This window comes from Pseudomonas sp. NPDC086251, from assembly GCF_044746405.1.
In the GTDB taxonomy this organism is placed as follows: Bacteria; Pseudomonadota; Gammaproteobacteria; order Pseudomonadales; family Pseudomonadaceae; genus Aquipseudomonas.
Genome location: NZ_JBIVBY010000016.1, coordinates 1 through 26444, shown reverse-complemented (window position 1 = coordinate 26444; position 26444 = coordinate 1). Strand labels below are relative to the sequence as shown.

Below are 26444 nucleotides of genomic sequence, written 5' to 3'. Positions count from 1 at the left end.
TTTTGTGACAGTCAATCCCGCGCTTTTCCTGCGGATTGCGGGTCAAGGCCGCAGATTGACGAATTCGGCGTTGAAGGTTTCGAACACGTGCGGATTGTCGGCATTGGCGTTTCGGCCTCTGAGGAACAGCGGTTCGTCGCGAGGGTTTTCAGCCATGGGGTCAGGCGCGACGTCGTCGATCACCTTTACACCTGAGCCTTTGCCGCTTTTATCAAAGGAGTGCCAGAAGTAGCCTTCGCCGCCGCCCACTACCAGGACCATCAGCAGGGACACCAGGTGAGTTCTTTTCATGATCGTCACCGAACGCTTGAGGTGTCGATTTACTCTGGGCGGTATTGGATGGGCTGTCTGCTGTCACTTGTGACAGATCGCAGGCATTGTTTTGCGATAAAAGCCGGGCGGTTAAATAACCGGATCGTTGTTGCGAGGGTTTGCGGTGTGCTTTCGGCAACCTCTAAAGTACAGGCTCTTTTCCAGGCTGACCTCAGGACTGACCCATGGCGCGGATGTACGATGCACGAGGCAATATCTACCTGGTTGTGGCGCCCGAGGACTTGCGTCGCAACGGAGTCGACATACCCGATCAGGCCTGTCACGCCGCGCAAACCCGCGAAACCTGGGCGTTGGCGGCTATCGAGGCGTGCTGTGGCTGGGCCCCCGGTACACAACCGCCGGGCAGCAAGGATCATTGCAGCGATGGTTTGTTGGTGGGGCCGTTTCAGGCGTCGCCTCCTTTTGATCTGTTGATCGTGAACACCGACGGCACCCTGGCCGAGCGCAGCGGCAACGGCCTGACGATTTTCTCCCAGGCGCTGAGTGACCTTGGGCTCTGGCCAAAGGACGAGGCGTGTCTGCTCAGGGTCCACCACGACAAGGCCGATGTTGTTTCCCCGGGCGAGACATCGGTGAAACCGGCGCAAGTCGAAGGCGTGCCGGGTTTCTGGCTGGATTTGGGCAAGCCTGCCTTCGGACCCGGTGCGGTCAGTGCCGAAGGGGTTGAAAGCGTGGCGTTCAACGGCCGCGAACTCAGCCACGTGCAACCGTTGGCGTTGCTGGATGCCGCTTGGGCGCGCAGTCAGTTCGTGCGGGTGGGTAACCCGCATTGCGTCACCCTGGTGGATGACGCGGGTGCCTTGCCGAGTAATGAGCAGATGCGCCAAGCGGGATTGGCCGAAGGGCTGACGCGCATCGCCTATGCCATGCCGACCGGGGCAGGGCGGCCATGCCCGGCGGGGATCAATCTGCAATGGGCGCTGCTTGAGTCCGCAGGGCGAGTGGTGGCGCGGGTGTTCGAGCGTGGTGAAGGGCCGACAGCGTCGTCGGGCACCAGCGCTAGCGCAGTGGCGTGTGCGGCTTGGCGGGTGGGTTGGGTGGCGGCGGGTGAAGTGAACGTCGTCATGCCCGGCGGTACGGCGCCGATTCTGCTGGAGGAATCGGACGGCGAATTGAGTCGGGTTAGCCTGTTTGGTACGGCTCGGTTGATGGGTTGACTGTCAGATAGCCTTCGCGAGCAAGCCCGCTCCCACATTTGACCTGTGTTCGCAGGACCAATGTGGGAGCGGGCTTGCTCGCGAAGGGGCCAGTCAAATCAATGCAAATGTCAGCCCTGATCGCCGAAAAACTCCACCACCGGCATCGTCCTTTTCATCAACACCTTGCCCCCGCGAACCGAATACAACGGCAAGCCCTGGCTGCGAATCACCTCATAATCGCTGTCCGCCGACAAAATCAGCAAATTCGCCGGGCGCCCGCGCTCCAGTCCATACCGATCACCCAGGGCCATGGCCTTGGCGCTGTTGTCGGTGACCAGGTCCAGCGCACTTTGCAGGTTGCGATAACCGAGCATGTGGCAGATGTGCAGACCGGCCTCAAGCACCCGCAAGATGTTGCCGTTGCCCAGCGGATACCACGGGTCGACGATCGAGTCCTGGCCGAAACACACGTTCATCCCCGCTTCGAGCAGCTCGTTGACCCGGGTCACGCCCCGGCGTTTCGGGAAGTTGTCGTAGCGCCCTTGCAGGTGAATGCTTTCGGTGGGGCAGGAAACAAAACTGATCCCCGAGTGCCCGAGCAAGCGAAACAGTTTGGCGCAGTAGGCGTTGTCGTAAGAGCCCATGGCCGTGGTGTGGCTGGCCGTGACCCGCGAACCCATGTCGCGGCTGCGGGCCTCTTCGGCCAGCACCTCAAGGAAACGTGAATGCGGGTCGTCGGTTTCATCGCAATGCACGTCCACCAGGCAACCCGTGCGTTCGGCCAGGTCCATCAGGAACTTCACCGAACTCACGCCCTGATCGCGGGTGTACTCAAAATGCGGAATCCCGCCGACGACATCGGCGCCCATGCGAATCGCTTCTTCCATCAACTCCCGGCCGTTGCGGTACGACTCGATGCCTTCCTGAGGGAACGCGACGATTTGCATATCGACCAGATGACGGCTTTCTTCGCGCAGTTCGAGCATCGCCTTGAGCGCCGCCAATGTCGGGTCGGTGACATCGACGTGGGTGCGCACATGCTGGATGCCATGGGCGGCGAGGGTCTGGATGGTTTTCCTTGCGCGGGTCTTGGTGTCTTCCAGGGTAATGGTCGCCTTGCGCTCGCCCCAGCATTCGATGCCTTCGAACAGCGTGCCACTCATGTTCCAGCGCGGTTCGCCAGCGGTGAGCGTCGCGTCGAGATGGATGTGCGGCTCGACGAATGGCGGCACCACCAGGTTACCGGCGGCATCCAGATCGTCGGGGCCCAGGGTCGGCGCTTCGGTCTGCCGGGCGATGTTGCTGATCAGGCCGTTTTCCAGGTGCAACTCATGCAGGCCTTCTTGGTTGCGCAGGCGGGCGTTGATGATGTGCATCAGGTGAATCCTTTTATAGATCTTGTAAGGCTGCGTTGGCGGTGCGGGTACCCGATAGGCCAGTCAGTAACACATACGTTAACGCGGCAGACGCAATCCCTACCAGCGGCGCGACCCACGGCGAACTGAAAGCGGCCGCTGTACCGACCGCGTAAGCGCTCAAGCCCGACCAATTGAATGCCGGCAACCGGGCATCGGCCAGTCGTGGATATTGACCACGATAGCGGAAAAAAAAGTCCGCCATGATCACGCCACCGATCGGCGGAATCACCGTGCCCAGCAGAATCAGGTACGGCACCAGCAAGTCGTACATGCCCAGCAACGCCAGCAGCGTGCCGATCACTGCGCCGGCCAGGGTCACGGTCTTGCGTCGGCCCGTGCGCAGCAAGTTGCAACCGGCAACCGCGAAGTTGTAGATGGTGTTGTCCTGGGTGCTCCAGATGTTCAGCAGCAGCATCGCCATCGCCGCCATGGCGAAACCTTGCAACAGCAGCACTTCGACCACGTCCGGTTGCTGATAGACGATGGCCCCGTAGGCGCCGATCAACACCATCAGGCCATTGCCGATGAAAAAACCGATCAGGCTGGCCAGCACCGCGACCCGGGCCGAGCGGGAAAAGCGCGTCCAGTTGGTCGCCTGGGTGGCGCCGCTGACGAAGGTGCCAAACACCAGGGTGATCGCGGTCGACCAGTCCAGGCTTCCCGTCGGGACCACCGCGAGCAATCCGTCGAGCCCGCCGACCTTCACCGTGGCCACCCACATCGACAGCATCAGCAACACCATCATGGCCGGCACCGCGATATACGACAGAATCTCCAACCCGCGATAGCCGACATACGCGGTGGCGCAGAACACCAGGCCGAACAGCACCATCAGGCCGAGCACGCTGCCCTGGCTCAATTCGAAATACTTGCCCAACACCACGGCCGCCGTGGCGGTGCCCCAGGCGTACCAGCCGATCTGGGTGAAACCGAGGATCAGGTCGCTGAGTTTGCTGCCGATTTCACCGAAGCAGAACCGCCCCATCAGCACCGAATTGAGGCCGCTTTTGAAGGCGATGTAGCCAAGTCCCGCAGCGTAGATCCCCAGCAGCAGATTGCCGACGATGATCACCGCCATCATCTCGCCAAAACTGAACGCCACCCCGAGCTTGCCGCCGGCAAACATGGTCGCGGTAAAAAAGGTGAAACCCAGCAGCACCATGGCCGTCGAGGCCAGGCCCTTGCGCGCATGCATAGGCACTTCGCTGAGGGGGTAATCGTTGCCCGGATCGTTCTGCGTCATGTGGCGTTCCTTGCTGGATGAGAGATGAACGGGGTGTTGCACGGGGCATGCCAAGCGTGAGGTGGTGTCATTACTTATAGCCGAGCGAGGGGGGCGGCACAAAAGCGGTGCAACTGACGAGACACGGCCCCAATGTGGGAGCGGGCTTGCTCGCGAAGGCGGTGGGTCAGTCGATGCAAGTGTCTGCTGATCCACCGCCTTCGCGAGCAAGCCCGCTCCCACATTTGATTCGGTTTGTTCAGGGGGATTTTTGCAGGGGGAGAAAACGCAGCAGTGCCGCGATGATGGCTTCCGGTGCATCTTCCTGAACCAAATGCCCGGCATTGGCGATTGGGTGAAACTGCGACCCCGCAATCATCTGATGCAGCGCGCGGCCCCGCTCGATGGGAATCCACTGATCATCCTCGCCCCAAAGAATCTGCACCGGGCAGCGTATCGTCGGGAACAGTTTTTCAGCCTCGCGGGTATAGCGTTCATCCATCTGCGCGATCTGCCGATAGAACGCCGCTTGCCCCGGATCGCCCAACCATGGCTGCACATAAGGTGCGAGCTCGTCGTCGGGGATTTCCCGTTTGATCGCCCCCCGAATGTAGGCCGGCACAATCGCTCGCTGAATGTAATCCGGCAGCCCGCTGAACGCCGCCTCATGCTGGCGCACATGCTGCACGAACGGTGAACCCCAGGGCGTCAGCGCCACCGGGTCGATCAGCGTCAGGCTGCGGAAATCCTTGCCGTTCAACAGATGCGTGCGCAACGCGGTGGCGCCGCCGAAATCGTGGGCCACCACGTCCGGACAATCCAGGCCCCAATGCTCAAGGAGTTGCGCCATCAGCTCGTTCTGCACGCCCAGGGACACGTCGCTGTCGCGTTGCTCGGACTGGCCGTAACCCAGGAGGTCGAAGTAATGCACGCGGTGTGTGGTGATGAAGTGCGGCGCAATCCGGTGCCACACATAAGAAGAGAAGGGCGTGCCATGCACGAACAGCAGGGGCGGGCCGTCTCCACGGACGGCGTAGCGAACGGAGTGCCCGTTGAAGCGATAGGTTTGAGCCAGCGGCCAGTCAGTCATGGGTGTGCCCTCTTGGCGTGTGGGAGCCAAAAAGCATAGGCATAAAAAAACAGCCATAAAAGGCTGTTTTCTGTATCACTGACGAAACGCAATTTATTTGTGGGAGCGGGCTTGCTCGCGAATAAGTCGTGTCAGTCACCATCAATGTTGAATGTCAGACCGCTTTCGCGAGCAAGCCCGCTCCCACATTAGATCTGGTTACTCGCCGTGATAGATGCAACCGCTGGTGCAGGTCTCGTGGATGCGGATCGCGCTGAGTTCCGGCAGCAGGGGCTTCAATTCCTTCCAGATGAATTTGGCCAGCACTTCACTGGTCGGGTTTTCCAGACCGGGAATGTCGTTCAGGTAGTTGTGGTCCAGGCGCTCGTAGAGCGGCTTGAAGATCGCCTTGATTTCCGAGAAGTCGCGGATCCAGCCGGTGTGCGGATCCAGATCACCGCTCAGGTGAATTGCCACTTTGAACGAGTGACCGTGCAGGCGACCGCACTTGTGGCCGTCCGGCACGTGGGGCAGGCGGTGGGCGGATTCGAAGGTAAATTCTTTGAAGATTTCCACAGTGGTTTCAGCTCTGTCAGGTGGCGATCGCCGCGGCGATGTGGGCAGGCGGCGAGTTTAACAGTTTGCGTTTGGGCTTGCGGGAAAACACTGACTAAAGGGTCAGTAAGCGCTCGCCTAGACGACCATTAGCGGCCAGTTCGAGAAACTCATCACCCAGCCGACGGCTTTCATCCATCGTGGTGCGCCAGTACTTCTGCCGGCTTGGCGCATCGCCCATGAAGCGCTTGAAGTCGTTACGGTCCGGCAGTTTGCCGTAGGGCAGGCGCGCCAGGTAGTCCTTCGAGGGCGCCAGCAGCAGAACATCCTGCAAACGCGTCGTACAGGCGCGACGCCATGGCAAGGTCTTGTCGAACCAGCCGGGAATCACCCGGTCGGTGAAGTGCGGATAGAGCACGATGTCGTTGCCGCTGTAGGGCAGGTCGAGGTGATAGTCCAGCAGACCGCCATCGCGGAAGGTGCCGGCGCCGGCACCCGGCAGGTCACGCACGCCTTCCATCACCATCGGGATCGAGCCCGATGCCAGCAAGGCCTGGCGCAGGTTGCCGGCGTCCAGCGCAACGAAGCGCGACGGGAAGTCGTTCAGTGCATGGACCGGCGGCGCGAGGCGCGGATCGTGAATGATCAACCGCTCGAAATGCCGCGACAGCCGAGCGCGGCCGCGCAGGTTGTCGGCGATCACCGATGACAGGCCCAGCCCCAATCGACCGCGATGATCGTCCGCCAGCAGGCCGTGGCTTTTGACCACCATGATGTTCAGTCGGTAATCGGCATTGCTCAGGATAGAGGCATCGCGGCCGTCGAGCAGCTCATCGAGCATGCGTTGCGAGCTCTGGCTGATCTGCGCCATGGTCACGCCTTTGGCGAAATTCTGCTCGGTATACAGATGGCCGAGGCGGCGGATGCCCTCGACGGCGTCCGGCAGGCACGCGCTGGCGAAGCGCCAGGAACCCACCGACGCACCGATCAATGAACGCTCCCGTGGTGCGGCCGGCAACCACTCGCCGAACAACGCCAGGTCCAGACCTTGAATCCCCAACGCCTTGGGACCACCGGCGGCTCCGGGCAGCGTGCCCACGTCAGCGGCGCTCAAGCCGTTGGCACGAATGCGCGCAAACGCACGCGGGCCGGCCTTGAGGGTCAGGGAAGGGAACTTGATGTGGATAGCGGTCATACCGGTCTCGATGTCGGGCAAGCGGGGGATTATAAACGCGTGTTAACGACGCGCGCGGCAACACGCTGCATTGGATGCTGCGCCACGATCCTGTAGGAGCCAGGCTTGCCGGCGAAGGCGGTTTGAAGGACGCCTTCGCCGGCAAGCCTGACTCCTACAGGTTATGTGTACGTCATATCCAATGATGGCAATTCAGCTTCAGTTAAGTTCAGCTCGCTAAGGTGGCTCCCGTAGGCAACACATAAAAATACGGAGACACCCCATGAAAACCTTGACTGCCCTGTTCACCGCCGCCCTGATCGGCATGACCGTCAGCCTCGCCCACGCTCGTGACCTGGGCCCCGACGAAGCCCTGCGGCTGCGCGACGCTGGTACCATTGTGTCGTTCGAGAAGCTCAACGCCACTGCTTTGGCCAAACACCCCGGTGCCAAAATCACCGAAACCGAGCTGGAAGAAGAGTACGGCAAGTACATCTACCAGGTTGAACTGCGTGACTCACAAGGCATTGAGTGGGATCTGGAATTAGACGCTGTCAGCGGGCAGGTTCTCAAGGATCATCAGGATACGTAATGAAGGTGTTTTCAGTTTCACGCATGGCGCTGGTGCTGCTGGCGTTTTGCTCGGTCGTCATGGCCCGCGACCTCGACCAGGACGAAGCCCTGCGCCTGCGTCAGCAGGGCGTGATCCTGCCGCTGGAGCAACTGCTGCAACAGGCGCTGGACCGCTACCCCGGCTCCAAACTGCTGGAAGCCGAGCTCGAAGAAAAACATGACGTCTACATTTATGAGGTCGAGCTGCTGACCACCGAAGGCGTGGTCCGCGAACTGGACATCGAAGCCGCCACTGGCCGACTACTGAAAGACAAGGAAGATTGACCGATGCGTTTGCTCCTGGTGGAAGACCACGTGCCCCTGGCCGACGAACTGATGGCCGGTTTGAACCGTCAGGGCTATGCCGTGGATTGGCTGGCCGACGGTCGCGACGCGGTCTACCAGGGCAGCAGCGAACCCTATGACCTGATCATCCTCGACCTTGGTTTGCCAGGTTTGCCGGGGCTTGAAGTGCTGAACCAATGGCGAGCCGGCGGCCTGGCGACGCCCGTGCTGATCCTCACCGCACGCGGCTCCTGGGCCGAACGCATCGAAGGCCTCAAGGCCGGCGCCGACGATTACCTGACCAAACCCTTTCACCCGGAAGAGCTGCACTTGCGGGTCCAGGCGCTGTTGCGCCGCTCCCACGGCCAGGCCAATCAGCCGACGCTCAAGGCTGCCGGCCTGCACCTGGACGAAGGTCGGCAATGCGTGACCCGCGATGGCGCCGACATCCAGCTCACCGCCGCCGAGTTTCGCCTGCTGCGTTATTTCATGCTGCACCCCGAACAGATCCTCTCCAAAAGCCACCTCGCCGAACACCTCTACGACGGTGAAACCGAGCGCGATTCCAATGTGCTGGAAGTCCATGTCAACCACCTGCGGCGCAAGCTCGGCCGTAGCGTGATCGAAACCCGTCGCGGCCAGGGTTACCTGTTCGGCGGGCAAGCCCAGTGAGGTCGATCCAGCGCCGCTTGAGCCTGGGGCTGATCAGCGTGATGGTGATCGTCGGCCTGGTGTTGGCGCAAACCAGTTTGTGGTTGTTTGAAATGGGCTTGCAGCGCTACCTCGAAGCCGGGCTGCGCAACGACAGCGAAAGCCTGCTGGTGGCGCTGGTGCGTGGGCCACAAGGCTTGCAGCTGGATGAGCGACATCTGTCACCGGCCTATCAGCGACCGTTTTCCGGGCACTACTTCCGTATCGATTTTGCCGACAGCCATTGGCGTTCCCGTTCGCTGTGGGATCAGGAAATGCCGCCACTCGATCACCCCGGGCTGCACAGCAACCTGCAATTGGGCCCGGAAGGTCAGCAGTTGCTGGTATTGCGCTCGGACTATCGCCGCTTGGGCCAGTCGATTTCGATCAGCGTGGCCCAGGATTACACCCCGGTGCGCGAAAGCTTTTTGCGCATGCAACAGGTCGGTTTGGGCTTGGGGTTGGCGGGGCTGTTGTTGATTCTGCTGCTGCAACGGATCACCGTGCGCCGCGCCTTGCGGCCACTGGAAAAGGCCCGCGAACAGATTGCCCAGTTGCAGCAGGGCCAGCGCTCGCAACTCGACGATCAGGTGCCGGTGGAGCTGGAGCCGCTGGTGGCGCAGATCAACCATTTGCTGGCCCACACCGAAGACAGCCTCAAGCGTTCGCGCAATGCGCTGGGCAACCTTGGCCATGCCTTGAAAACCCCGCTGGCGGTGTTGTGGAGCCTGGCTTCAAGCGAAAAACTCGATGCTCAGCCGGAGCTGCGTAAAGTGATTCAGGCGCAACTTGAACAGGTGCAACAACGGCTCAATCGCGAACTCAATCGCGCGCGGTTGTCCGGCGATGCGCTGCCGGGGGCGTTGTTTGATTGCGATGCGGAACTGCCGGGATTACTGGCCACGTTGAACATGATTCATGGCGAACATCTTGAACTCAGCTATGCAGCGCCGCCCGGATTGCAATTGCCGTGGGACCGCGAAGATTTGCTGGAACTGCTCGGCAACCTGCTGGACAACGCCTGCAAATGGGCGGATGCCGAGGTGCGGTTGAGTGTGGTCGAGACGGCGGAAGGTTTTCAGTTGAGCGTGGAAGACGATGGGCCGGGGATTCCCCCGGATCAGCGTGATCAGGTGTTCAGCCGCGGGACTCGTCTGGATGAGCAGACTGACGGGCATGGGTTGGGACTGGGCATCGTGCGCGACATCGTCGACACCTGGGGCGGGGTGTTGCGACTGGAAGAGAGCGAGTGGGGCGGGCTAAGGGTTGTCATCGAATTACCCAAACGCTGACACCGGTCTAAAGACCACCTAGCAACCTGTGGGAGCGGGCTTGCTCGCGAAGGCGGTGTATCAGTCAACATTTGTGCTGAATGACACACCGCCATCGCGAGCAAGCCCGCTCCCACATTGGATCTGCAGTGGGCACTCAGACGCGGAACTGGTCCATCAGGCGCTGCTGCTGATTCGCCAGGCTGTTGAGCGACTGGCTCACCCGTGCCGATTCATTCGCCTGTCCCGACAACGATTCAGTCACATCACGAATCGTCGCCACGTTGTTGTTGATCTCCTCGGCCACCGCGCTTTGTTCTTCCGCCGCGCTGGCGATCTGCAGGTTCATGTCGCTGATCACCGTGACCGCCTCGCCAATCTGGCGCAGCGCTGTCACCGCCTGACCCACCTGGTCGACGCTGCCCTGCGCCTGACGATGGCTGTTGTTCATCGAACCCACCACATCCTGGGTACCGCTCTGCAACTGCTCGATCACCAGGCGGGTTTCTTCGACAGATTCTTGAGTCCGCCGCGCCAGGTTGCGCACCTCATCCGCCACCACCGCAAAACCACGTCCGGCTTCACCGGCGCGGGCCGCTTCGATCGCGGCGTTGAGGGCCAGCAGGTTGGTCTGTTCGGCGATGGCGCGAATCACTTCCAGCACCGAGCCGATCTTCTCGCTGTTGGCCGCCAGGCCTTCGACTTGCACCATCGCCGCGCTCATGTCAGCGGCAAGGTTGCCAATGCTGGTGGTGGTGCGGTCGATCACGGTCAGGCCCTGACGAGTCGCCTGATCCGCATCCCGCGCGGCCTGTGCCGCTTGCGCGGCGCTGCGGGCGACGTCCTGGGCGGTGGCGCTCATTTCGTGGGACGCGGTCGCGACCTGATCGACCTGACGGTATTGCTGTTCCATGCCGGCGCTGGTCTGGGTGGCGATCGCAGAGGATTGGTCGGCGGTGCTGCGCGCGTCCTGCACCGAGCGTTTGACCTCGGCGATGATCGGTTGCAGCTTGTCGAGGAAACGGTTGAACCAGCCGGCCAATTGGCCCAGTTCATCCTGCTTGTCGTAGGCCAGGCGCCGGGTCAGGTCGCCTTCGCCGCTGGCGATGTCTTCCAGCATGTGGGCCACGCCGAGGATCGGCTTGGTCACGCTGCGCGCCATCAGCCACACCAGCATCAAGCCGATCAACGCCGCCAGCACGCCCAGGCCAAGTTCGACCAGCGTACCGGCCCGGTTGCTTTCATCGAGTTGTTTTTTCAGCGTTTCGGCAGGGCCGACCAGGACTTTCTCCGGCACGTCGAGCAACACGCCCCAGGACTTGCCGCCGGGGATCGGCTGGAACGGCGCCAGCACTTTCAATTGCTGGTTGCTGTGCAGGCTGGCGGTTTTGCTGCTGTTGGCCAGCAGGCGGATCAACTCGGCGCCATGGGTGGTGTCCACGGCGTCCAGGCGTTGGCTGAGTTTGCTGGCGTCCGGGCTGTAGCCGGCGAGCAAACCGACCGGACTGATGATGCTGACGCTGGTCTGGCCGTCATAGAGCTTTTTGCTCGCGCCCTGGCTGACCGCTTGCAGGCTGTTGAGGTTGATGTCCACCGACAGCGAAGCGATGACCTTGCCGTTGACCATCAGCGGGAAAACGATGCTGGTCATCAGCACCTTCTGGCCGTCGATCACGTAGAAATAGGGTTCGATCACACACGGTTTTAGCGTGGTGCGCGGGCAGGTGAACCAGGCGTTGGCCGGCTCGCCGCTGGGGCCGGTGCGGGTGTCGGCCATGTCGCTTTCAGGCAGTGGCATCGAGGTCAACTGGCCCGGGGTCGGTTGCGACCAGTACAAGGCAAAGCGGCCCTTTTCGTTGCTGCCGACTTCGCTTTGACCGGCGAACAGCTCGTCCTTGCCGTCCAGCGCATTGGCTTCGAACACCAGGGACAGACCGAGCAGGTCCGGGTTGGCTTGCAGGGCCGACTTGACCTGGCGGGTCAGGTCTTCGCGCAGGTCGAAGGCATCGAGAAAGCGCTTCTCGGCCTGATCACGCAGGAACAGCACCTGGCGCGAAAAGCCGTGGCCATATTGGTAGGCATCCATGAATGCCTGGCGAATCCCCAGCGCCTGGTTTTCACCCTGGGATTCAATCCGCGCCTGGGCGGCTTCGGTGAGCATCTCCATGCTCGAGGCTTTCACCAGCGCGGAGCTGTGCTCCATGCGATACAGCGAAAGACCCACCAGCAGGGTCACGATACCCGCCAGGCAAAGCCCGGCCAGCAGGGTGATCTTCCATTGAATGGAAAGTTGTCTGATCGACATGGAGACGTCCTTTATTCGATAAATATCTGAGACTCCGCACTGTAACGGCCGCCATTTGGCTTTCTTTATCCGCACCCACAAATAAGAACTCACACAAAACCCGTAGCAGCTGGCGAAGCCTGCGTTCGGCTGCGAAGCAGTCGTAAAACCTGCACACGCGGTACGTCTGGAACACCGAGGCGTCTGGATTCGCGTCTGCTGCGCAGCCGAACGCAGCCTTCGGCAGCTGCTACAGGGCCGGTTCGCTTTGACAAGGTGTTGTGGCTGCGGCACAGTGCGCGCCCTCTAATAAAACCCTCTCTTTAATCCGCTGGCGGCGCTTCGCAGACTGCCGGCCGGACTCTTTCCGTTTGTCTTGAGGTAGTGATGATTAATGCAGTAATTGCCGCGGTCGGCGTCATGCTGATCCTCAGCCTGTCCCGCGTGCATGTGGTGATCGCGCTGATCGTCGGCGCGCTGGTCGGTGGCTTGACCGGTGGCCTGGGCATCGACGCGACATTAAAAGCCTTCAACAGCGGGCTCGGTGGCGGCGCGACGGTGGCGTTGTCCTACGCCTTGCTCGGCGCTTTCGCGGTGGCGATTGCCAAGTCCGGCCTGGCCCATGCCTTGGCTGACAAAGCCCTGCTGATGGTCGACCGTCAGCACGCGAGCGGTGGTGGTCAGGTCAAGTGGCTGCTGATCGGTTTGCTGTGGGTGGTGGCCATCGCTTCGCAGAATATTCTGCCGATACATATCGCCTTTATTCCGTTGCTGGTGCCGCCACTGCTCTATGTGCTGACCAAGCTGCAACTCGATCGTCGCTTGATCGCCTGCGTCATGACCTTCGGTCTGATCACGCCGTACATGTTCCTGCCGGTGGGCTTCGGCAACATCTTCCTCAATGAAATCCTGCTGGCCAATGTCGCCCGTAGCGGCGTCGACATCAGTGGCATCAACGTCACCCAAGCCATGGGCATCCCGGCGTTGGGCATGGTCGTCGGGCTGGCGGCGGCGTTTATCAGCTACCGCAAGAAACGCGTCTACGACCTGGAAAAGATCGAGCAAGTCGAACAGGTGGCGGTGCAGTACAACCCGCTGAGCCTGATGGTGGCCGGTCTGGCCATCGCCGCAGCGTTCATCATTCAGCTGCTGCTGGATTCGATGATCATTGGTGCGCTGGCCGGGTTCCTGATTTTCTCGGTGTCAGGCGTGGTGAAATGGCGCGACACCGACGACCTGTTCACCGAAGGCATGAAAATGATGGCGATGATCGGCTTCATCATGATCGCCGCGTCCGGGTTTGCCGAAGTGATGAAAGCCACGGGCGAGGTGCAAACGCTGGTCGAAGCGTCGGCCTCGTGGATCGGTCACAGCAAAGGCATCGGCGCGTTGCTGATGTTGCTGGTCGGGCTGCTGGTGACCATGGGCATCGGTTCGTCGTTTTCTACCGTGCCGATCCTGGCGGCGATTTTTGTGCCGCTGTGCGTGCAACTGGGCTTCAGCCCGTTGGCGATCGTTTGCATTGTCGGCACCGCTGGCGCTCTGGGGGACGCCGGTTCGCCCGCCTCGGACTCGACCCTCGGCCCGACCTCCGGCCTGAACATCGACGGCCAGCATCACCATATCTGGGACACCGTGGTCCCGACCTTCCTGCACTACAACCTGCCGCTGCTGGCATTCGGCTGGGTGGCCGCGATGGTCCTGTAACCCGAGATCAAATGTGGGAGCGGGCTTGCTCGCGAAAGCGGTGGCACATCCAACATTGATGTGACTGGCAGACCGCTTTCGCGAGCAAGCCCGCTCCCACAATTTGATTGGGGGTGGCCGTTATTCAACTTTTGATCCGGCGTGCCGTTATAGCCTTTAACCACGCCAACAAAATCAAAAGAGTGAACGTCATGCGCATGAGCCTGAAGGCTAAAGTCCTGTCCCTTGCCGTCCTCCCGGTGTTGCTCTTTGCGCTGGTCATCAGCCTGACCACATTGTTCATTCTGCAAGAACAGGCTCACAAGGAAGTCGAGGAAACGCGCCAGCGCCTGCTCAGCGATGCCAAGGCGACCCTGCAAAGCTACGTCGCCGTGGCCATGACCGCGATCAAACCGCTCTACGACGCTGCCGCTCCCGGCGATGACGCGGCGCGGGCGCAGGTGGTCAAGTTGCTCTCGAGCATCACCTACGGCAAGGACGGCTACTTCTTCGGCTACGACTCCAACACCGTGCGCCTGTTCAAGGCCAACAGCCCCGATGGCGTGGGCCAGAGCTTCAAGGACAACCGCGATTCGAACGGCGTCTACGTTAACCGCGACCTGGTGAAAGTCGCGAAGGACGGCACCCATTACCTGCAATACAGCTCGCCATTGCCCGGCAACACTCAGGTGCAGGTGCCAAAACTGGGCTACACCGAATACCTGCCGAAGTGGGACATGGCGGTCGGCACCTCGGTCAACCTCGACGGCATCGAAGCCCAGGTGGCGCTGGTCCAGGCCAAGATCCAGGAACGGATGGAAGGCGTGGTGCTGAGCATCATCGGCGTCGCCGCGCTGGTGCTGCTGGTGATTGCCGCCGTCGGCATGTTGCTGGCCAACGCCATCCTGCGCCCGCTGAACCTGATGAAAGCCAACCTCGACGACATCGCGGCAGGCGAGGGCGACCTGACCCGGCGCCTGACCATCACCAGCCAGGACGAACTCGGTGAACTGGCCGGCTCGTTCAACCGGTTCGTCGACAAGATCCACGGCCTGGTGCGTCAGATCACCGAAATGACCTCGCAACTGACCGGGCTGGTGAATCAGGTGTCCGATCAGGCGCAGCGCTCGGATCAGGCCATGGAGCGTCAGCGTCACGAAACCGATCAGGTAGCCACGGCGATCAACGAGATGTCGGCGGCGGCTCAGGAAGTGGCGAAAAGCGCGCAAAACGCGGCGGTGGCTGCCCAGCAGACCGACGAAGAAGGCCAGGCCGCCAAGCGTGTGGTGGCCGGCAGTATCGTCAAGATTCATGCCTTGGTGGATGACATTCGCAGCAGCGGCGTGTCCCTCGACAGCCTGCAAAAAGACGTGTCGTCGATTGTCAGCGTGCTTGGGGTGATTCGTTCGATTGCCGAGCAGACCAACCTGCTGGCGCTCAACGCCGCCATCGAAGCGGCGCGCGCCGGTGAGGCCGGCCGTGGTTTTGCGGTGGTGGCGGACGAAGTGCGGGCACTGGCCAGTCGCACGCAAATCAGCACGCAGGAAATCCAGGGCATGATCGACCGCTTGCAGGCCGGCACCCAATCGGCGGTGGAAGCGATGCGCCGTTCCAGCGAGGCCGGCGACGGTACCTCCGCGCAGGCCAACCAGGCCGGCGCGTCGCTGGACACCATGGCTCAGCTGATCGCCACCATCAACTCGATGAACGCGCAGATCGCCAGCGCCGCCGAAGAGCAGACCGCCGTGGCCGAAGAAATCAACCGCAGCGTGCACCAGATTGCCGTCGCGGTGGACAACGTTGCCGACGAAACCCAGCTCGGCGCCCAGACCTCCCGCAGCCTCGCCGACCTCGGCCAGCGCCTCGGTAAACTGGTCGGACAGTTCCGCATTTGATACCACAAACCTGTGGGAGCGGGCTTGCTCGCGAAGGCTGAGTGTCAGTCGACCTCTCTTTCGACTGATACACCGCCATCGCGAGCAAGCCCGCTCCCACAAGGGATTGTGCAGTTCAGGCCTTAATTGGGTCTGTCCCAATACGGCACTTCGCCAAAGCATTCGACAAAGAAATCGATTACCGTCCTGACCTTCACCGACAACCGTCGGCTGCCGGGCCAGAGCACGGCGATCTGTTGCGGTTCGAAGCTGTTGGACACCTGATATTCCCCCAGCACCGGCACCAGCGTGCCGTTGCGCACCGCTTCACCAATCAGCCACGACGGAAACATCACCAATCCCAAGCCTTGCTCGGCCGCCTGGGTCAGGGTATCGGCGTGGTTGCCGGTGATCGGACCCTTCACCGAGTAAGGCGTCCAGTCCCGCTGGCCTTTGCGAAAAAACCAGCGCTGGAGGCCGGTCACGCCCTTGTAGGCCAGGCATTGATGGGTCGCGAGGTCTTCGGGATGTTGCGGCGTGCCGTGGCGTTCCAGATAGGCCGGGCTCGCGGCGACTTGAAAGCGATGGGGCGCCAGAATCCGCGCCTGCATGCTTGAATCGTGCAGCGGGCCGATGCGAAACAGTAAGTCAGCACCTTCCTGCAACGGGTCGACGTAGCTGTCGGTCTGCTGGATATCCAGTTGCAGTTTCGGGTAACGCTCGCACAACGCCCCCAGCCACGGCGTCAGATGCCGCTGGCCAAACACCACCGGCGCGTTGATCCGCACCAACCCACTTGGCTCGCTTTGCTGTTCCTGCAAGGCCTGCTCGGCTTCTTCCAGTTGCACCAGCACCAGCCGCGCATGATGCCCGAGCATCCGCCCGGCCTCGGTGGGCGTGACGGCGCGGGTGTGGCGGTAGAGCAATTGTTGGCTCAAGGCCTGTTCCATCAACTGGATCTGCCGGGAAATCGAGGAGGGCGCCAGCCCCTCGCGGCGGGCGACTTCGGAAAAACTGCCGTGATCGAGCACCGCGACAAACAGCCGAAGCGCCTTGAATCCCAGTTCGTTGAGGCCGTGCATGGTTAATCCTGCTGTGCGAGTTGCGCAAAAGTGTTGTCAGGATGCTCCCATTTATCGCACAGCAATGCCACCCGATAATGCGCGCCATTCCAACTGAAATGCACCCTGTCCCGTAGGAGCTGTCGAGTGCAACGAGGCTGCGATCTTTAAAGATCGAGATCAAAAGATCGCAGCCTCGTTGCACTCGACAGCTCCTACGGGGCGGGCGCGAGGAGCTACTGATGCAAACTGCGTTAAATGAACAAGCGGGTGTCATCGCGACGCCTGTCAGCAAACCGGGGCTGCGGCTGTTGCTGCTGCCGCTGGTCATCCTGGCCGGCATGGGCCTTTCCGTGGAGGCCGGTTTGCTCGGGCCGCTCGGGGTTCAGGTCGGTCACTTGTGGGCGACCTTGAGCATCTTCGGCGTCGGTTCGGCGATTCTGTTTTTGTTGCTGCTGTTCAGCGGCCCGCAACGGGGACCGGCCTTGAATACATTGCCGCGCTGGCAATTGATCGGTGGCTTTCTCGGGCCGATGTATGTGGTGGTGCTGACCTTGGCCACGCCGCACATCGGGATCGCGATGACCATGATCGCGATCCTTTCCGGACAGGTCGGCAAAAGCGTGCTGATCGACCACTTCGGCTGGTTCGGTGCCACCCGCAAAAAGGTCAACGGTGAACGTTGGCTGGCCTTGCTGCTGATTGTCGCGGCACTTGTTCTGATTGCTCGGGGTTGATGATGAATCTGATTATTTTGTTGGCGGTGGTCGTGGCGGCCGGTGCGGTATTGAGTGTTCAGGCGGCGATCAATGGCCGGCTGGGCGAAACGGTCGGCGTGTTGCGCAGCAGCTTGTTGACCTTCGTGGTGGGCGCGGTGACCACCGGGTTGCTGATCCTGTTTTTCGAACCGGCGCATGCGGTGAGCCTGCTGGATGTGCCGAAATGGCAGCTCAGCGGGGCGTTGTTCGGGGTGGTGTACATGATGGTGATGGTCGGCGCGGTGCCGCGAGTCGGCACGGCGGTGGCGACGGTGGCGGTGATTGTCGGGCAACTGGGCATGGGCATGCTGATCGATAACTTCGGCTGGCTGGGCAATCCGCCGATCGAACTGTCCGGCAGCCGGATCCTGGCGATGGTGTGTCTCGCGCTAGCGTTACTGTTCATGTATCGCAGCAACACCAAAAGCGCCTGACGCGCGATCCCCTGTAGCAGCTGTCGAGCTTGCGAGGCTGCGTTCGGCTGCGAAGCAGTCGGGAAATCAGGCAATGCGGTGTATCAGGAAAACCGCGAGCTCAGGGTTTACGACTGCTGCGCAGCCGAACGCAGCCTCGCAAGCTCGACAGCTGCTACAAATACAAATCCTGGCCAGCTCCTACAATGAGTGTGAGGTGCGCATTGGGCGCACGCGACGACCACAACCCTGGAGTCAGACTCATGATCGACAGTGAAAGTATCTGCGACTGCCCCAAATGCTCCTGCAAACTGGGCGAACATCCGATTGCGCGCCACGGCAAGCACTATTGCTGTGAAGCCTGCGCCAAGCACCACGAACATGGCGAAGAATGTGCCAGCAAGGGCTGCAAGTGCGCCCACGCCAAGTAACTTATCCAGGTCAAGTGGAGCCGCTCGGGCTCCACTTTCAGTTTCACTTCTCCAATCCTCCTTGATAGTCAGTTCGCCGGACGCCAGGTCACATTCTCGACCCCGAATTTCTCTGCCATCGGCTTGCTGGTCTTCTGCACCTTTTCACGGCCAAAGCGCGGGATTCTTCCCACGCCGGCGTCGCAGCTTGCCCAATGCCAAGCCTCCGCATTGTCCATTTTGTCCAGGCGGATAATGAAAGACTTGGGGGCGCCATGAAGGGTGTATTCAATGACGAAAAGTTTTGCGTTGTTCATATAGCCCGTATTCCTCCCTGTGGTAATACAGGGATCGTTGGGGTTACGGAAAATTCAGTTGGATTGTCAGACGGTTGCCGCCAGTGGCGACAAGGGTTGCGGCTGGTTACCATGCAATCTCTGAAAAGCCCAATGAACACTGCCCATGGCCCTTGCCGCGCCGCCAGACCTGAGTGATACCGACGTGCCGGTGCAACCGCTGGCGCGGACCTATCCGCGCGGGTTGTACATCGAGCCGCACGAGCATGTCTGGGGGCAGTTGCTGTACGCGATGAGTGGGGTGATGTGGGTCGAGACGCCCCATGAGGCGCTGGTGGTGCCGCCGCAGCGAGCGGTGTGGTTGCCACCGGGCGTGCCCCACGGGATTCGCGTGGTTTCGGACCTGCAGATGCGCAATATCTACCTGCGCCCGTCGTTGGCGGCAACCCTGGACGACACGGTGCAAGTGATCGAAGTCGGTGGTCTGCTGCGCGAACTGATCGTCGGGTTGGTGGAGCAGGGCGACGATGGCGCTCCCGAGTATTACGAAGCGCTGGTCGGCCTGGCGCTACTGGAACTCCAACGGGCCAAGCGCTCGCTGCTGAAAATCCCCTTGCCGGACGATTCCGACCGGCGCCTGATGAATGTCTGCCAGGCGGTCATGGCAGCGCCCTCCCTGGACATTCCTTTCGAACAACATGCCGAAAACGCCGGCGCCAGCGTGCGCACCCTGGCGCGGCTGTTCAAGGACGGTTTGGGCATGGGCTTCGCCGAGTGGCGGCGGCAAGTGCAATTGGTAACGGCGGTGGCGGAGTTGATCCAGGGCGTGGCGGTCAGTGCGATTGCCCGGGAACTGGGCTATTCGCCGAGCAGCTTCAGCGACATGTTCCGTCGCGAACTGGGTGTCGCACCCTCGCAATACTCCAGCCAAAACGACCCCCTGTAGGAGCGAGCTCGCTCGCGAAAAACGCCAAGCCAACGCGTTTAACCCAGACAGCACGCGTTACCGTTAACGTCCATCGCGAGCGAGCGCGCTTTGACCGAAATTCAGAAGCACTTGGCCGATGCTCGCCGGCGCGTCTCCCTAGACTCATCGCCTACCTCAGCTACAGGCGGAGTTTGCCATGAACTACCTCATCTCAATCGCCATCGGCCTGGGCGTCGGCCTGCTTTACGGCGCTCTGGATTTTCGTTCCCCCGCACCACCGGCCATCGCGCTGGTCGGTCTGCTCGGCATGCTGGCCGGCGAACAGTTGTGGCCGATGGGTCGGCAGCTGGTGGCTGGCTGGATCTCCTGAGTCCTTTGTGACGCGCCTTTTCACTCATTCGATGGACACTCCCATGAAAGCACTGCAATTCGACAAAACCGGCGACCTCTCGGCCCTGCGCTACGTCGAGGTTCCCACGCCCGTTCCCGGCGCCAATGAAGTCCTGGTGCAGATCAAGGCTGCCGGTCTCAACCCCAGCGACGTGAAGAACGTCTTGGGGCGTTTTCCCTACACCACGTTGCCGCGAATTCCGGGGCGTGATTTTGCCGGTGTCGTCGTCGAAGGCCCGCAGGCGCTGATCGGTCAGGAAGTCTGGGGCACCGGGCGGGAGCTGGGCTTTTTCGCCGACGGCACCCATGCGCAATTCGTCAAATTGCCGGCCAATGGCGTGGCGCGCAAACCCACTCACCTGGACTTCGCCCAGGCGGCCAGTCTCGGTGTGCCTTACACCACGGCGTGGGATGCACTGGAACGCAGCCTGGTGACAGCGGATACCCGATTGCTGGTGATCGGCGGCGGGGCGGTCGGCAGTGCCGCGTTGGCGTTGGCCAAGGTGCGTGGCGCTCAGGTATTGGCGGCGGCGCGACGGCCGGAGCAGGTCAAGGCGTTGCAGGCGCAGGGCTATCAGACACTGCAGCTGGATAAACCCGAGGATCTCGGCGCTCAGGTGAATGCCGTGTACGCCGGCGGTGCCGATGTGATTTTCGATACCACCGGCTTCTGGCTGCCCGCGTCGGTCGCGGCATTGGCGGCGTTCGGGCGCATCGCAATCATCGCCGCGCCGGTGGACGGCCTGGTGCAGCTGCCTGCCCTGGCGTTGTATCGCAAGGGTGGTTCGGTGGTGGGGATCAATTCCTTGCTGTACGGGGTTCAGGCCTGTGCGGCGATGCTTGAGCAGTTCGGCAAGTTCTTCGATCAAGGCATGTTGCCGTTGCCCCAGGGACTGCTTGAATCGCCGTTGGCCGAAGGGCTGGAGCGGTATGCCGAGGTGAATCAGGGCGGGGGCGAGAAAGTGATTTTATTGCCATAACCTAATCCATGTGGGAGCGGGCTTGCTCGCGAAGACGGTGGCACATCCAGCATTGATGTGACTGCCAGACCGCTTTCGCGAGCAAGTCCGCTCCCCACACTCGATCTTCAGTGGGCACCAATTCTGTGTTCGCCATAGGTCCCATGTGGGAGCGAGCCTGCTCGCGATGAGGCCCTGACAGTCGACATCAATGTCGTCTGCTAGAATCGGCGCCATTGATCCCACGAGGTACCCCCATGAGCGAGCCGATTCGTCTGACCCAATACAGCCACGGCGCAGGGTGTGGCTGCAAGATTTCTCCCCAGGTGCTGGAAGTGATTCTGGCCGGCAGCGGCGCGCAGAACCTGGACCCGAAACTCTGGGTCGGCAACGCTTCCCGCGACGACGCCGCGGTGTACGCCATCGATGACGAGCGCGGCGTGGTCTCGACCACCGACTTCTTTATGCCGATCGTCGACGATCCGTTCGATTTCGGCCGCATCGCCGCCACCAATGCCATCAGCGATATCTACGCCATGGGCGGCGATCCGTTGATGGCGATTGCGATCCTCGGCTGGCCGGTGAATGTACTGGCGCCAGAGATTGCCCGGGAAGTGATTCGCGGCGGGCGTTCAGTCTGTGATGAAGCGGGGATTCCGTTGGCCGGTGGGCATTCCATCGACGCGCCGGAGCCGATCTTCGGCCTGGCGGTCACCGGTCTGGTGCAAAAGCGCCACATGAAGCGCAACGACACCGCCACCGCCGGCTGCCTGCTTTACCTCACCAAACCCTTGGGCATCGGCATCCTCACCACCGCCGAGAAGAAGGGCAAGCTGCGCCACGCCGACATCGGCCTGGCCCGCGACTGGATGTGCACCCTGAACAAACCCGGCAGCCGCTTCGGCAAACTCGACGGCGTGACCGCGATGACCGACGTCACCGGTTTTGGCTTGCTCGGGCATCTGGTGGAAATGGCCGATGGCAGCAACGTAACGGCCCGGATCGAGTACGACCGCGTGCCGCGCCTGCCGGGTGTCGAGTATTACCTCGACCTGGGCTGCGTGCCGGGCGGGACGCTGCGCAATTTCGACAGCTACGCCAGCAAACTCGGGCGGCTTCAGGAAATGCACAAACGCGTGCTCTGCGACCCACAAACCAGCGGCGGCCTGCTAGTCGCGGTCACCCCTGAGGGTAACGAACACTTCCTCAAAGTAGCTGCGGAACTAGGCCTTGCCCTTGAGCCGATCGGTGAACTGGTCGAGCGACAGACAAACGCGGTCGAGGTGTTTTGATGTCTATCGACTGCACCGATTACCGCGATATCTTTCTCAACGACCGGCCGATGCTGGATGCCCGCGCGCCGATCGAGTTTCACAAAGGCTCATTCCCCGGCGTGGTCAACCTGCCGCTGATGAACGACAGCGAGCGGCAACGGATTGGCACCTGCTACAAACAACACGGCCAGCAAGCCGCCATTACGCTGGGCCATCAATTGGTGTCCGGCGAGATCAAAGCCGAGCGCATCCAGGCCTGGGCGGCGTTTGCCCGAGCCCATCCGGATGGCTATTTGTATTGTTTTCGCGGCGGCTTGCGCTCGCAGATCGTCCAGCAGTGGCTCAAGGACGAGGCGGGTATTGACTATCCAAGGGTCGGTGGCGGCTACAAAGCCATGCGCACTTTCCTGCTGAATACGCTCGATGCGGCGGTGGCCCAGTGCGATTTCGTGCTGCTGGGCGGCATGACCGGCACCGGCAAGACCGAGGTGCTCACCCAGCTGCGCAACGGGCTGGACCTGGAAGGTCACGCCAACCATCGCGGTTCCAGTTTCGGCAAACACGCCACGGGCCAACCCTCCAACATCGACTTTGAAAACCGCTTGGCGGTGGATGTGCTGAAAAAGCGCGACCACGGCATCGAACAGTTTGTGCTGGAAGACGAGAGCCGCGCGATCGGCAGCTGCGCCCTGCCGTTGCCGCTGTTTCAGGGCATGCAGCAGTTCCCGATGGTCTGGCTGGAAGACAGCCTGGAAGGGCGGGTCGAACGGATCCTGCGTGATTACGTGGTCGACTTGTGCGCCGAGTTCATTGGCGTGCATGGCGATGAAGGTTTTGCGCTGTTCTCCGAGCGTTTGCTGGAGAGCCTGAATAACGTGCAGAAGCGCTTGGGCGGTGAACGCCATCGGCGGATGTTGATCTTGATGGAAGAGGCGCTGGCGGAGCAGGCGAACAGCGGTGCCGTGGATTTGCACCGGGGCTGGATCGAAGGGCTGCTGCGCGAGTATTACGACCCGATGTACGCCTTTCAGCGAGAGAAGAAGGGCTCGCGGATCGAATTTGCCGGAGAGCGTGGGGCGGTGCTTGAGTATCTTCGGGAGCGGGTCAGTCAGCGAGGGTGAGGGTGGTTTTGCCGGCCTCTTCGCGGGCAAGCCTCGCTCCTACAGAGGTGTGGATACAAACCTTGTAGGAGCGAGGCTTGCCCGCGAAGAGGCCTGACCAGACACCCCACGACTTAAGTCGGACAAGTCTCCCGCCCATTATCCAGACCCTGCTTATAGCTGTGGCTCACCAGGCTGGCCTTGCCGTTGTGCCAGGTCAGCGTGAGCACATACAGAGAGTCGTAGTCGCTGGATTCCCAGTCATCGGTGATGTTCTGTTTCTTGCCAACGGCTTCCCCGGCAACCTTGTTGATCAGCTCGGGCAGGTAGCCGTGGGACCAGGCGGTGTAGATGACCGAGTTGTGATACTTGTCGTGCAGCAGTTCATCCGCCAGGTCGCTGGTGTCATTGGCCGAGAAGTTGATGTTCACCGGCAAACCGAGCTTGATCGCGCTGGGGCTGATGGTCATCAGGGGGCGAATGTAACTGTAGGAATTGTCCAGTTCGCCTTCCTCGACATTGCGCGTCGGGTTGGCGGCAAACACGTAGTTGGCCTTGCCGAATTTTTCCGGCAACAAGGTGGCCAGGTCGATCGCGCGGTTCAGACCTTGGCAATTGAGTTGGCCAAGGCCGCCGGCAGGTTTTTCCGCGTGGCGCAGGAACACCAGCGTCTGGGTGCCGTCCGCCGGTTGGGCGCGGCTTTCGCTGGATTCCAGCACCAGAAACAATGCGCTGGCTGCCAGCAACGCGGGCAGCAGCAAATAAGCGCGATGTTTGAAGCGGTGGGCGAATTTCAGTGGGTTCATCATTGGATTAAGGGTTCTTCAGCGCATTTCGTTAAGGCTGACAAACCTTTACACCGCGAATTTCCTGCGTCGGGTGTTTTCCCTGTCGTTCAGCCGGTCCGTTTTCAAAGGAGGCAGTGCTCAGAGTCCTCTGAAGCCCGTTTGGTTCGATTCCGGCAAAGAGCGCAGCAATGTACCGGTAACCTTGTACGGGTTGGAGCACAGGTTATCGACAGGATGTTGCGGATTTATGGACACGTTACACGTAGTAGCGCTGACGAAGGCTGCAATCTCTCGATCTTGAACATCAGTGAGATTGATACCGGCAACAGATCTCCTGCATTAAGATCGTCATTCTCAATTTCCTCGTGGATCCTCCCATGACCGATTTGTCCAAGTTCCCCATCACCCAGAAATGGCCGGCCCAGTACCCCGAGTGGATTCAGCTTTACTCCTTGCCGACCCCCAATGGCGTCAAGGTGTCGATCATGCTCGAAGAGATCGGCCTGCCGTACGAGCCCCATCGAGTGGGCTTCGAGAGTAATGATCAGCTGTCGCCCGAATTCATGTCCCTGAACCCCAACAACAAGATTCCAGCGATCCTCGACCCCCGTGGTCCGGGAGACCAGCCGTTGCCGTTGTTCGAGTCCGGGGCGATTTTGATTTACCTGGCCGACAAGAGCGGGCAATTGCTGGCACAGGAATCGGCTGCGCGTTACGAGACGATTCAGTGGCTGATGTTTCAGATGGGTGGTATCGGGCCGATGTTCGGCCAGCTGGGGTTTTTCAATAAGTTCGGCGGCAAGGACTACGAGGACAAGCGGCCCCGTGATCGCTATGTCGAAGAAAGCAAACGCCTGCTCAGCGTGCTGGATGGACGCCTGGAAGGGCGTGACTGGATCATGGGCGAGCGTTACACCATTGCCGACATCGCGACGTTCCCGTGGGTGCGCAACCTGATCGGTTTCTACGAGGCGGGTGATCTGGTGGGCATCAAGGATTTCCGCAACGTCACGCGGGTGCTGGAAAAATTCCTGGCGCGGCCGGCGGTGATCCGCGGGCTGGAGATCCCTAAACCCCTCTCGAATTAACGCGGATCCTGTGGGAGCGGGCTTGCTCGCGAAGGCGGTGTATCAGTCAACATGAGTGCTGACTGACACACCGCCTTCGCGAGCAAGCCCGCTCCCACAAGGGGTTTGTGTTGGCTTGAAGATTATTGCCATTCCAGTAACGCAGTCTTCAGCGATCGGGGTTTGTGCCCCGCAACGCTCAAGGCATAAGCTTTCGCCCCCTCTACGACTTTCGTCTCGTCCTCCGATTTTCAGGAATATCCAATGTCCAGTCAGTTCCCCGAAGCACGTCCACGCCGTCTGCGCCGCAATGCGAGCCTGCGCAGCCTGTTCCAGGAAACCGAGTTCAGTTTGAACGACCTGGTGCTGCCGATTTTCGTCGAGGAAGAAATCGACGACTTCGTGCCGATCAAGAGCATGCCCGGTGTGATGCGTATTCCGGAGCGGAAACTGGCCGGCGAGATCGAGCGTTATGCCCGGGCCGGGATCAAGTCGGTGATGACCTTCGGCGTGTCGCACCACCTGGACAGCAGCGGCAGTGACACCTGGAGCGACAACGGCCTGGTGTCGCGCATGTCGCGCATCGCCAAGGACGCGGTGCCGGACATGATCGTCATGTCCGACACCTGTTTCTGTGAATACACCGACCACGGCCACTGCGGCGTGCTGCACAACCACGAAGTCGACAACGACCAGACGCTGATCAACCTTGGCAGACAAGCCGTGGCGGCGGCCCGAGCCGGTGCCGATGTGATCGCCCCGTCAGCCGCCATGGACGGGCAGGTTCAGGCCATTCGCCGGGCGCTGGATGACGCTGGTTTCAGCCAGACCGCGATCATGGCGTATTCGACCAAGTTTGCCTCGGCACTCTACGGCCCGTTCCGCGAGGCCGGCGGCAGCGCGCTCAAGGGTGACCGCAAAAGCTATCAGATGAACCCGATGAACCGCCGCGAAGCCGTGCGCGAATCGCTGCTGGACGAGCAGGAAGGCGCCGATGCGTTGATGGTCAAGCCGGCCGGCGCGTACCTGGACATCATCCGCGACATCCGCGAAGTGTCGCGCCTGCCGCTGTCGGCGTATCAGGTGAGCGGCGAGTACGCGATGATCAAATTCGCCGCCCAGGCCGGGGCGATCGATGAGGACCGCGTGGTGCGCGAGAGCCTTGGTGCGATCAAGCGGGCCGGGGCGGACCTGATCTTCACCTACTTCGCCATGGACCTGGCCCTGGCCGGGATCTAAACCCCAACACAAAACCAATGTGGGAGCGGGGGGGGGGGGGGGGGGGGGGGGGGGGGGGGGGGGGGGGGGGGGGGGGGGGGGGGGGGGGGGGTGGGGGGGGGGGTGGGGGGGGGCGGGGGGGGGGGGGGGGGGCGCCGGGGGGGCCGACG

General features: G+C 61.4%; 27 protein-coding genes and 2 pseudogenes. 18 read left to right on the top strand and 11 right to left on the bottom strand.

Annotation, left to right across the window (positions count from 1 at the left end; genetic code table 11):
* Positions 1-42 precede the first annotated feature (42 nt).
* The gene (locus tag ACIPL2_RS19505) at positions 43-291 is read right to left on the bottom strand and encodes a hypothetical protein (protein ID WP_401358676.1); all 249 of its coding nucleotides are present in this window, start codon (positions 289-291) and stop codon (positions 43-45) included.
* A gap of 206 nt (positions 292-497) precedes the next feature.
* Between ACIPL2_RS19505 and ACIPL2_RS19500 the strand changes: the two genes are divergently transcribed.
* Complete coding sequence (locus ACIPL2_RS19500) at positions 498-1490, top strand: diaminopimelate epimerase (RefSeq protein WP_401358675.1); 993 nt, start codon at positions 498-500, stop codon at positions 1488-1490.
* A gap of 110 nt (positions 1491-1600) precedes the next feature.
* On the opposite strand, the gene codA is transcribed toward ACIPL2_RS19500, so the two are convergent.
* From codA to ACIPL2_RS19475, 5 genes are all read right to left on the bottom strand, one after another.
* A complete protein-coding gene (gene codA / locus ACIPL2_RS19495; RefSeq protein ID WP_401358674.1) occupies positions 1601-2848 on the bottom strand; it encodes a cytosine deaminase in 1248 nt (415 codons plus the stop codon).
* A gap of 13 nt (positions 2849-2861) precedes the next feature.
* The gene (gene codB / locus ACIPL2_RS19490) at positions 2862-4133 is read right to left on the bottom strand and encodes a cytosine permease (RefSeq protein ID WP_401358672.1); all 1272 of its coding nucleotides are present in this window, start codon (positions 4131-4133) and stop codon (positions 2862-2864) included.
* A gap of 238 nt (positions 4134-4371) precedes the next feature.
* The gene (locus ACIPL2_RS19485) at positions 4372-5202 is read right to left on the bottom strand and encodes an alpha/beta fold hydrolase (protein WP_401358671.1); all 831 of its coding nucleotides are present in this window, start codon (positions 5200-5202) and stop codon (positions 4372-4374) included.
* Between the two features lie 198 nt (positions 5203-5400).
* Complete coding sequence (gene queD, locus ACIPL2_RS19480; protein ID WP_059405420.1) at positions 5401-5757, bottom strand: 6-carboxytetrahydropterin synthase QueD; 357 nt, start codon at positions 5755-5757, stop codon at positions 5401-5403.
* Between the two features lie 94 nt (positions 5758-5851).
* The gene (locus ACIPL2_RS19475) at positions 5852-6931 is read right to left on the bottom strand and encodes a patatin-like phospholipase family protein (protein ID WP_401358669.1); all 1080 of its coding nucleotides are present in this window, start codon (positions 6929-6931) and stop codon (positions 5852-5854) included.
* 262 nt (positions 6932-7193) lie between these two features.
* Between ACIPL2_RS19475 and ACIPL2_RS19470 the strand changes: the two genes are divergently transcribed.
* The 4 genes from ACIPL2_RS19470 to ACIPL2_RS19455 are packed head-to-tail and all read left to right on the top strand — an operon-like array spanning position 7194 to position 9789.
* On the top strand, positions 7194-7502 hold the full coding sequence (locus ACIPL2_RS19470; protein WP_401358667.1) for a PepSY domain-containing protein: 309 nt from the start codon (positions 7194-7196) through the stop codon (positions 7500-7502).
* Positions 7502-7807 carry a PepSY domain-containing protein gene (locus tag ACIPL2_RS19465; protein WP_059405417.1) on the top strand — a complete coding sequence of 102 codons (306 nt, stop codon included), beginning with the start codon at positions 7502-7504 and terminating at the stop codon, positions 7805-7807. Before ACIPL2_RS19470 ends, ACIPL2_RS19465 begins: the two co-directional genes overlap by 1 nt.
* A 3-nt stretch (positions 7808-7810) precedes the next feature.
* A complete protein-coding gene (locus ACIPL2_RS19460) occupies positions 7811-8479 on the top strand; it encodes a response regulator transcription factor (protein WP_401358666.1) in 669 nt (222 codons plus the stop codon).
* Positions 8476-9789: a sensor histidine kinase gene (locus tag ACIPL2_RS19455; protein ID WP_401358665.1), complete on the top strand. Its 1314-nt coding sequence runs from the start codon at positions 8476-8478 to the stop codon at positions 9787-9789. Before ACIPL2_RS19460 ends, ACIPL2_RS19455 begins: the two co-directional genes overlap by 4 nt.
* A 136-nt stretch (positions 9790-9925) precedes the next feature.
* Here ACIPL2_RS19455 and ACIPL2_RS19450 read toward each other — a convergent pair whose 3' ends face one another.
* Positions 9926-10681, bottom strand: a complete 756-nt coding sequence (locus ACIPL2_RS19450; protein WP_401358811.1) for a methyl-accepting chemotaxis protein — start codon at positions 10679-10681, stop codon at positions 9926-9928.
* 102 nt (positions 10682-10783) lie between these two features.
* Positions 10784-10930: pseudogene (locus ACIPL2_RS19445) on the bottom strand (HAMP domain-containing protein); the annotation flags it as partial.
* Between the two features lie 1512 nt (positions 10931-12442).
* Between ACIPL2_RS19445 and ACIPL2_RS19440 the strand changes: the two are divergent.
* The 3 genes and pseudogenes from ACIPL2_RS19440 to ACIPL2_RS19430 all read left to right on the top strand — a co-directional run bounded on the left by ACIPL2_RS19440 (position 12443) and on the right by ACIPL2_RS19430 (position 15633).
* A complete protein-coding gene (locus ACIPL2_RS19440; protein WP_401358809.1) occupies positions 12443-13759 on the top strand; it encodes a Na+/H+ antiporter family protein in 1317 nt (438 codons plus the stop codon).
* Between the two features lie 191 nt (positions 13760-13950).
* Positions 13951-14727 (top strand): annotated as a pseudogene (locus ACIPL2_RS19435) (cache domain-containing protein); the annotation flags it as partial.
* 84 nt (positions 14728-14811) lie between these two features.
* Positions 14812-15633, top strand: coding sequence for a methyl-accepting chemotaxis protein (locus tag ACIPL2_RS19430; RefSeq protein ID WP_401358807.1), 822 nt, complete (start codon positions 14812-14814; stop codon positions 15631-15633).
* A 122-nt stretch (positions 15634-15755) separates the two neighbouring features.
* On the opposite strand, the gene ACIPL2_RS19425 is transcribed toward ACIPL2_RS19430, so the two are convergent.
* Positions 15756-16694, bottom strand: a complete 939-nt coding sequence (locus ACIPL2_RS19425) for a LysR family transcriptional regulator (protein WP_401358663.1) — start codon at positions 16692-16694, stop codon at positions 15756-15758.
* Positions 16695-16915: 221 nt separating this feature from the next.
* Here ACIPL2_RS19425 and ACIPL2_RS19420 point away from each other — a divergent pair, with 221 nt between their 5' ends.
* The 3 genes from ACIPL2_RS19420 (at position 16916) to ACIPL2_RS19410 (ending at position 18275) form a co-directional block, all read left to right on the top strand.
* A complete protein-coding gene (locus tag ACIPL2_RS19420) occupies positions 16916-17410 on the top strand; it encodes a DMT family transporter (RefSeq protein WP_401358662.1) in 495 nt (164 codons plus the stop codon).
* A 2-nt stretch (positions 17411-17412) separates the two neighbouring features.
* On the top strand, positions 17413-17865 hold the full coding sequence (locus tag ACIPL2_RS19415) for a DMT family transporter (RefSeq protein WP_401358661.1): 453 nt from the start codon (positions 17413-17415) through the stop codon (positions 17863-17865).
* 242 nt (positions 17866-18107) lie between these two features.
* Complete coding sequence (locus ACIPL2_RS19410; RefSeq protein ID WP_150766720.1) at positions 18108-18275, top strand: metallothionein; 168 nt, start codon at positions 18108-18110, stop codon at positions 18273-18275.
* A gap of 68 nt (positions 18276-18343) precedes the next feature.
* Here the strand turns inward: ACIPL2_RS19410 and ACIPL2_RS19405 are convergent, their stop codons facing one another.
* A complete protein-coding gene (locus tag ACIPL2_RS19405; protein WP_059405408.1) occupies positions 18344-18571 on the bottom strand; it encodes a DUF6555 family protein in 228 nt (75 codons plus the stop codon).
* Positions 18572-18716: 145 nt separating this feature from the next.
* On the opposite strand from ACIPL2_RS19405, the gene ACIPL2_RS19400 reads away from it, so the two are divergent.
* The 5 genes from ACIPL2_RS19400 to mnmH all read left to right on the top strand — a co-directional run bounded on the left by ACIPL2_RS19400 (position 18717) and on the right by mnmH (position 23222).
* Positions 18717-19496, top strand: coding sequence for an AraC family transcriptional regulator (locus ACIPL2_RS19400; protein WP_401358659.1), 780 nt, complete (start codon positions 18717-18719; stop codon positions 19494-19496).
* A 178-nt stretch (positions 19497-19674) separates the two neighbouring features.
* On the top strand, positions 19675-19848 hold the full coding sequence (locus tag ACIPL2_RS19395; protein ID WP_401358657.1) for a DUF1427 family protein: 174 nt from the start codon (positions 19675-19677) through the stop codon (positions 19846-19848).
* Positions 19849-19891: 43 nt separating this feature from the next.
* Positions 19892-20848 (top strand): zinc-binding alcohol dehydrogenase family protein, encoded by a 957-nt coding sequence (locus tag ACIPL2_RS19390; RefSeq protein WP_401358656.1) that lies wholly within the window; start codon positions 19892-19894, stop codon positions 20846-20848.
* 236 nt (positions 20849-21084) lie between these two features.
* The gene (gene selD / locus ACIPL2_RS19385; protein WP_401358654.1) at positions 21085-22119 is read left to right on the top strand and encodes a selenide, water dikinase SelD; all 1035 of its coding nucleotides are present in this window, start codon (positions 21085-21087) and stop codon (positions 22117-22119) included.
* Positions 22119-23222 carry a tRNA 2-selenouridine(34) synthase MnmH gene (gene mnmH / locus ACIPL2_RS19380; RefSeq protein WP_401358653.1) on the top strand — a complete coding sequence of 368 codons (1104 nt, stop codon included), beginning with the start codon at positions 22119-22121 and terminating at the stop codon, positions 23220-23222. The genes selD and mnmH overlap by 1 nt, the downstream gene beginning before the upstream one ends.
* Positions 23223-23335: 113 nt before the next feature.
* On the opposite strand, the gene ACIPL2_RS19375 is transcribed toward mnmH, so the two are convergent.
* The gene (locus ACIPL2_RS19375) at positions 23336-24010 is read right to left on the bottom strand and encodes a histidine phosphatase family protein (RefSeq protein WP_401358651.1); all 675 of its coding nucleotides are present in this window, start codon (positions 24008-24010) and stop codon (positions 23336-23338) included.
* Positions 24011-24366: 356 nt separating this feature from the next.
* Here ACIPL2_RS19375 and ACIPL2_RS19370 point away from each other — a divergent pair, with 356 nt between their 5' ends.
* Together ACIPL2_RS19370 and hemB are read left to right on the top strand one after the other, a co-directional pair.
* Positions 24367-25077, top strand: coding sequence for a glutathione binding-like protein (locus ACIPL2_RS19370; RefSeq protein ID WP_401358649.1), 711 nt, complete (start codon positions 24367-24369; stop codon positions 25075-25077).
* Between the two features lie 243 nt (positions 25078-25320).
* A complete protein-coding gene (hemB, locus tag ACIPL2_RS19365) occupies positions 25321-26295 on the top strand; it encodes a porphobilinogen synthase (RefSeq protein WP_401358648.1) in 975 nt (324 codons plus the stop codon).
* Positions 26296-26444: the final 149 nt, after the last annotated feature.

Bases quoted from the DNA above. Each gene is read 5' to 3' on its own strand.
- ACIPL2_RS19415 (WP_401358661.1), top strand. From the start codon at position 17,413: ATGAATCTGATTATTTTGTTGGCGGTGGTCGTGGCGGCCGGTGCGGTA.
- ACIPL2_RS19470 (WP_401358667.1), top strand. From the start codon at position 7,194: ATGAAAACCTTGACTGCCCTGTTCACCGCCGCCCTGATCGGCATGACC.
- selD (WP_401358654.1), top strand. From the start codon at position 21,085: ATGAGCGAGCCGATTCGTCTGACCCAATACAGCCACGGCGCAGGGTGT.
- ACIPL2_RS19390 (WP_401358656.1), top strand. From the start codon at position 19,892: ATGAAAGCACTGCAATTCGACAAAACCGGCGACCTCTCGGCCCTGCGC.
- ACIPL2_RS19500 (WP_401358675.1), top strand. From the start codon at position 498: ATGGCGCGGATGTACGATGCACGAGGCAATATCTACCTGGTTGTGGCG.
- ACIPL2_RS19395 (WP_401358657.1), top strand. From the start codon at position 19,675: ATGAACTACCTCATCTCAATCGCCATCGGCCTGGGCGTCGGCCTGCTT.
- ACIPL2_RS19505 (WP_401358676.1), bottom strand. From the start codon at position 291: ATGAAAAGAACTCACCTGGTGTCCCTGCTGATGGTCCTGGTAGTGGGC.
- ACIPL2_RS19460 (WP_401358666.1), top strand. From the start codon at position 7,811: ATGCGTTTGCTCCTGGTGGAAGACCACGTGCCCCTGGCCGACGAACTG.
- ACIPL2_RS19370 (WP_401358649.1), top strand. From the start codon at position 24,367: ATGACCGATTTGTCCAAGTTCCCCATCACCCAGAAATGGCCGGCCCAG.
- ACIPL2_RS19485 (WP_401358671.1), bottom strand. From the start codon at position 5,202: ATGACTGACTGGCCGCTGGCTCAAACCTATCGCTTCAACGGGCACTCC.
- mnmH (WP_401358653.1), top strand. From the start codon at position 22,119: ATGTCTATCGACTGCACCGATTACCGCGATATCTTTCTCAACGACCGG.
- codB (WP_401358672.1), bottom strand. From the start codon at position 4,133: ATGACGCAGAACGATCCGGGCAACGATTACCCCCTCAGCGAAGTGCCT.
- ACIPL2_RS19375 (WP_401358651.1), bottom strand. From the start codon at position 24,010: ATGATGAACCCACTGAAATTCGCCCACCGCTTCAAACATCGCGCTTAT.
- ACIPL2_RS19420 (WP_401358662.1), top strand. From the start codon at position 16,916: ATGCAAACTGCGTTAAATGAACAAGCGGGTGTCATCGCGACGCCTGTC.
- hemB (WP_401358648.1), top strand. From the start codon at position 25,321: ATGTCCAGTCAGTTCCCCGAAGCACGTCCACGCCGTCTGCGCCGCAAT.
- ACIPL2_RS19475 (WP_401358669.1), bottom strand. From the start codon at position 6,931: ATGACCGCTATCCACATCAAGTTCCCTTCCCTGACCCTCAAGGCCGGC.
- ACIPL2_RS19405 (WP_059405408.1), bottom strand. From the start codon at position 18,571: ATGAACAACGCAAAACTTTTCGTCATTGAATACACCCTTCATGGCGCC.
- ACIPL2_RS19410 (WP_150766720.1), top strand. From the start codon at position 18,108: ATGATCGACAGTGAAAGTATCTGCGACTGCCCCAAATGCTCCTGCAAA.
- ACIPL2_RS19430 (WP_401358807.1), top strand. From the start codon at position 14,812: ATGACCTCGCAACTGACCGGGCTGGTGAATCAGGTGTCCGATCAGGCG.
- ACIPL2_RS19465 (WP_059405417.1), top strand. From the start codon at position 7,502: ATGAAGGTGTTTTCAGTTTCACGCATGGCGCTGGTGCTGCTGGCGTTT.
- ACIPL2_RS19425 (WP_401358663.1), bottom strand. From the start codon at position 16,694: ATGCACGGCCTCAACGAACTGGGATTCAAGGCGCTTCGGCTGTTTGTC.
- ACIPL2_RS19450 (WP_401358811.1), bottom strand. From the start codon at position 10,681: ATGGAACAGCAATACCGTCAGGTCGATCAGGTCGCGACCGCGTCCCAC.
- ACIPL2_RS19400 (WP_401358659.1), top strand. From the start codon at position 18,717: ATGGCCCTTGCCGCGCCGCCAGACCTGAGTGATACCGACGTGCCGGTG.
- codA (WP_401358674.1), bottom strand. From the start codon at position 2,848: ATGCACATCATCAACGCCCGCCTGCGCAACCAAGAAGGCCTGCATGAG.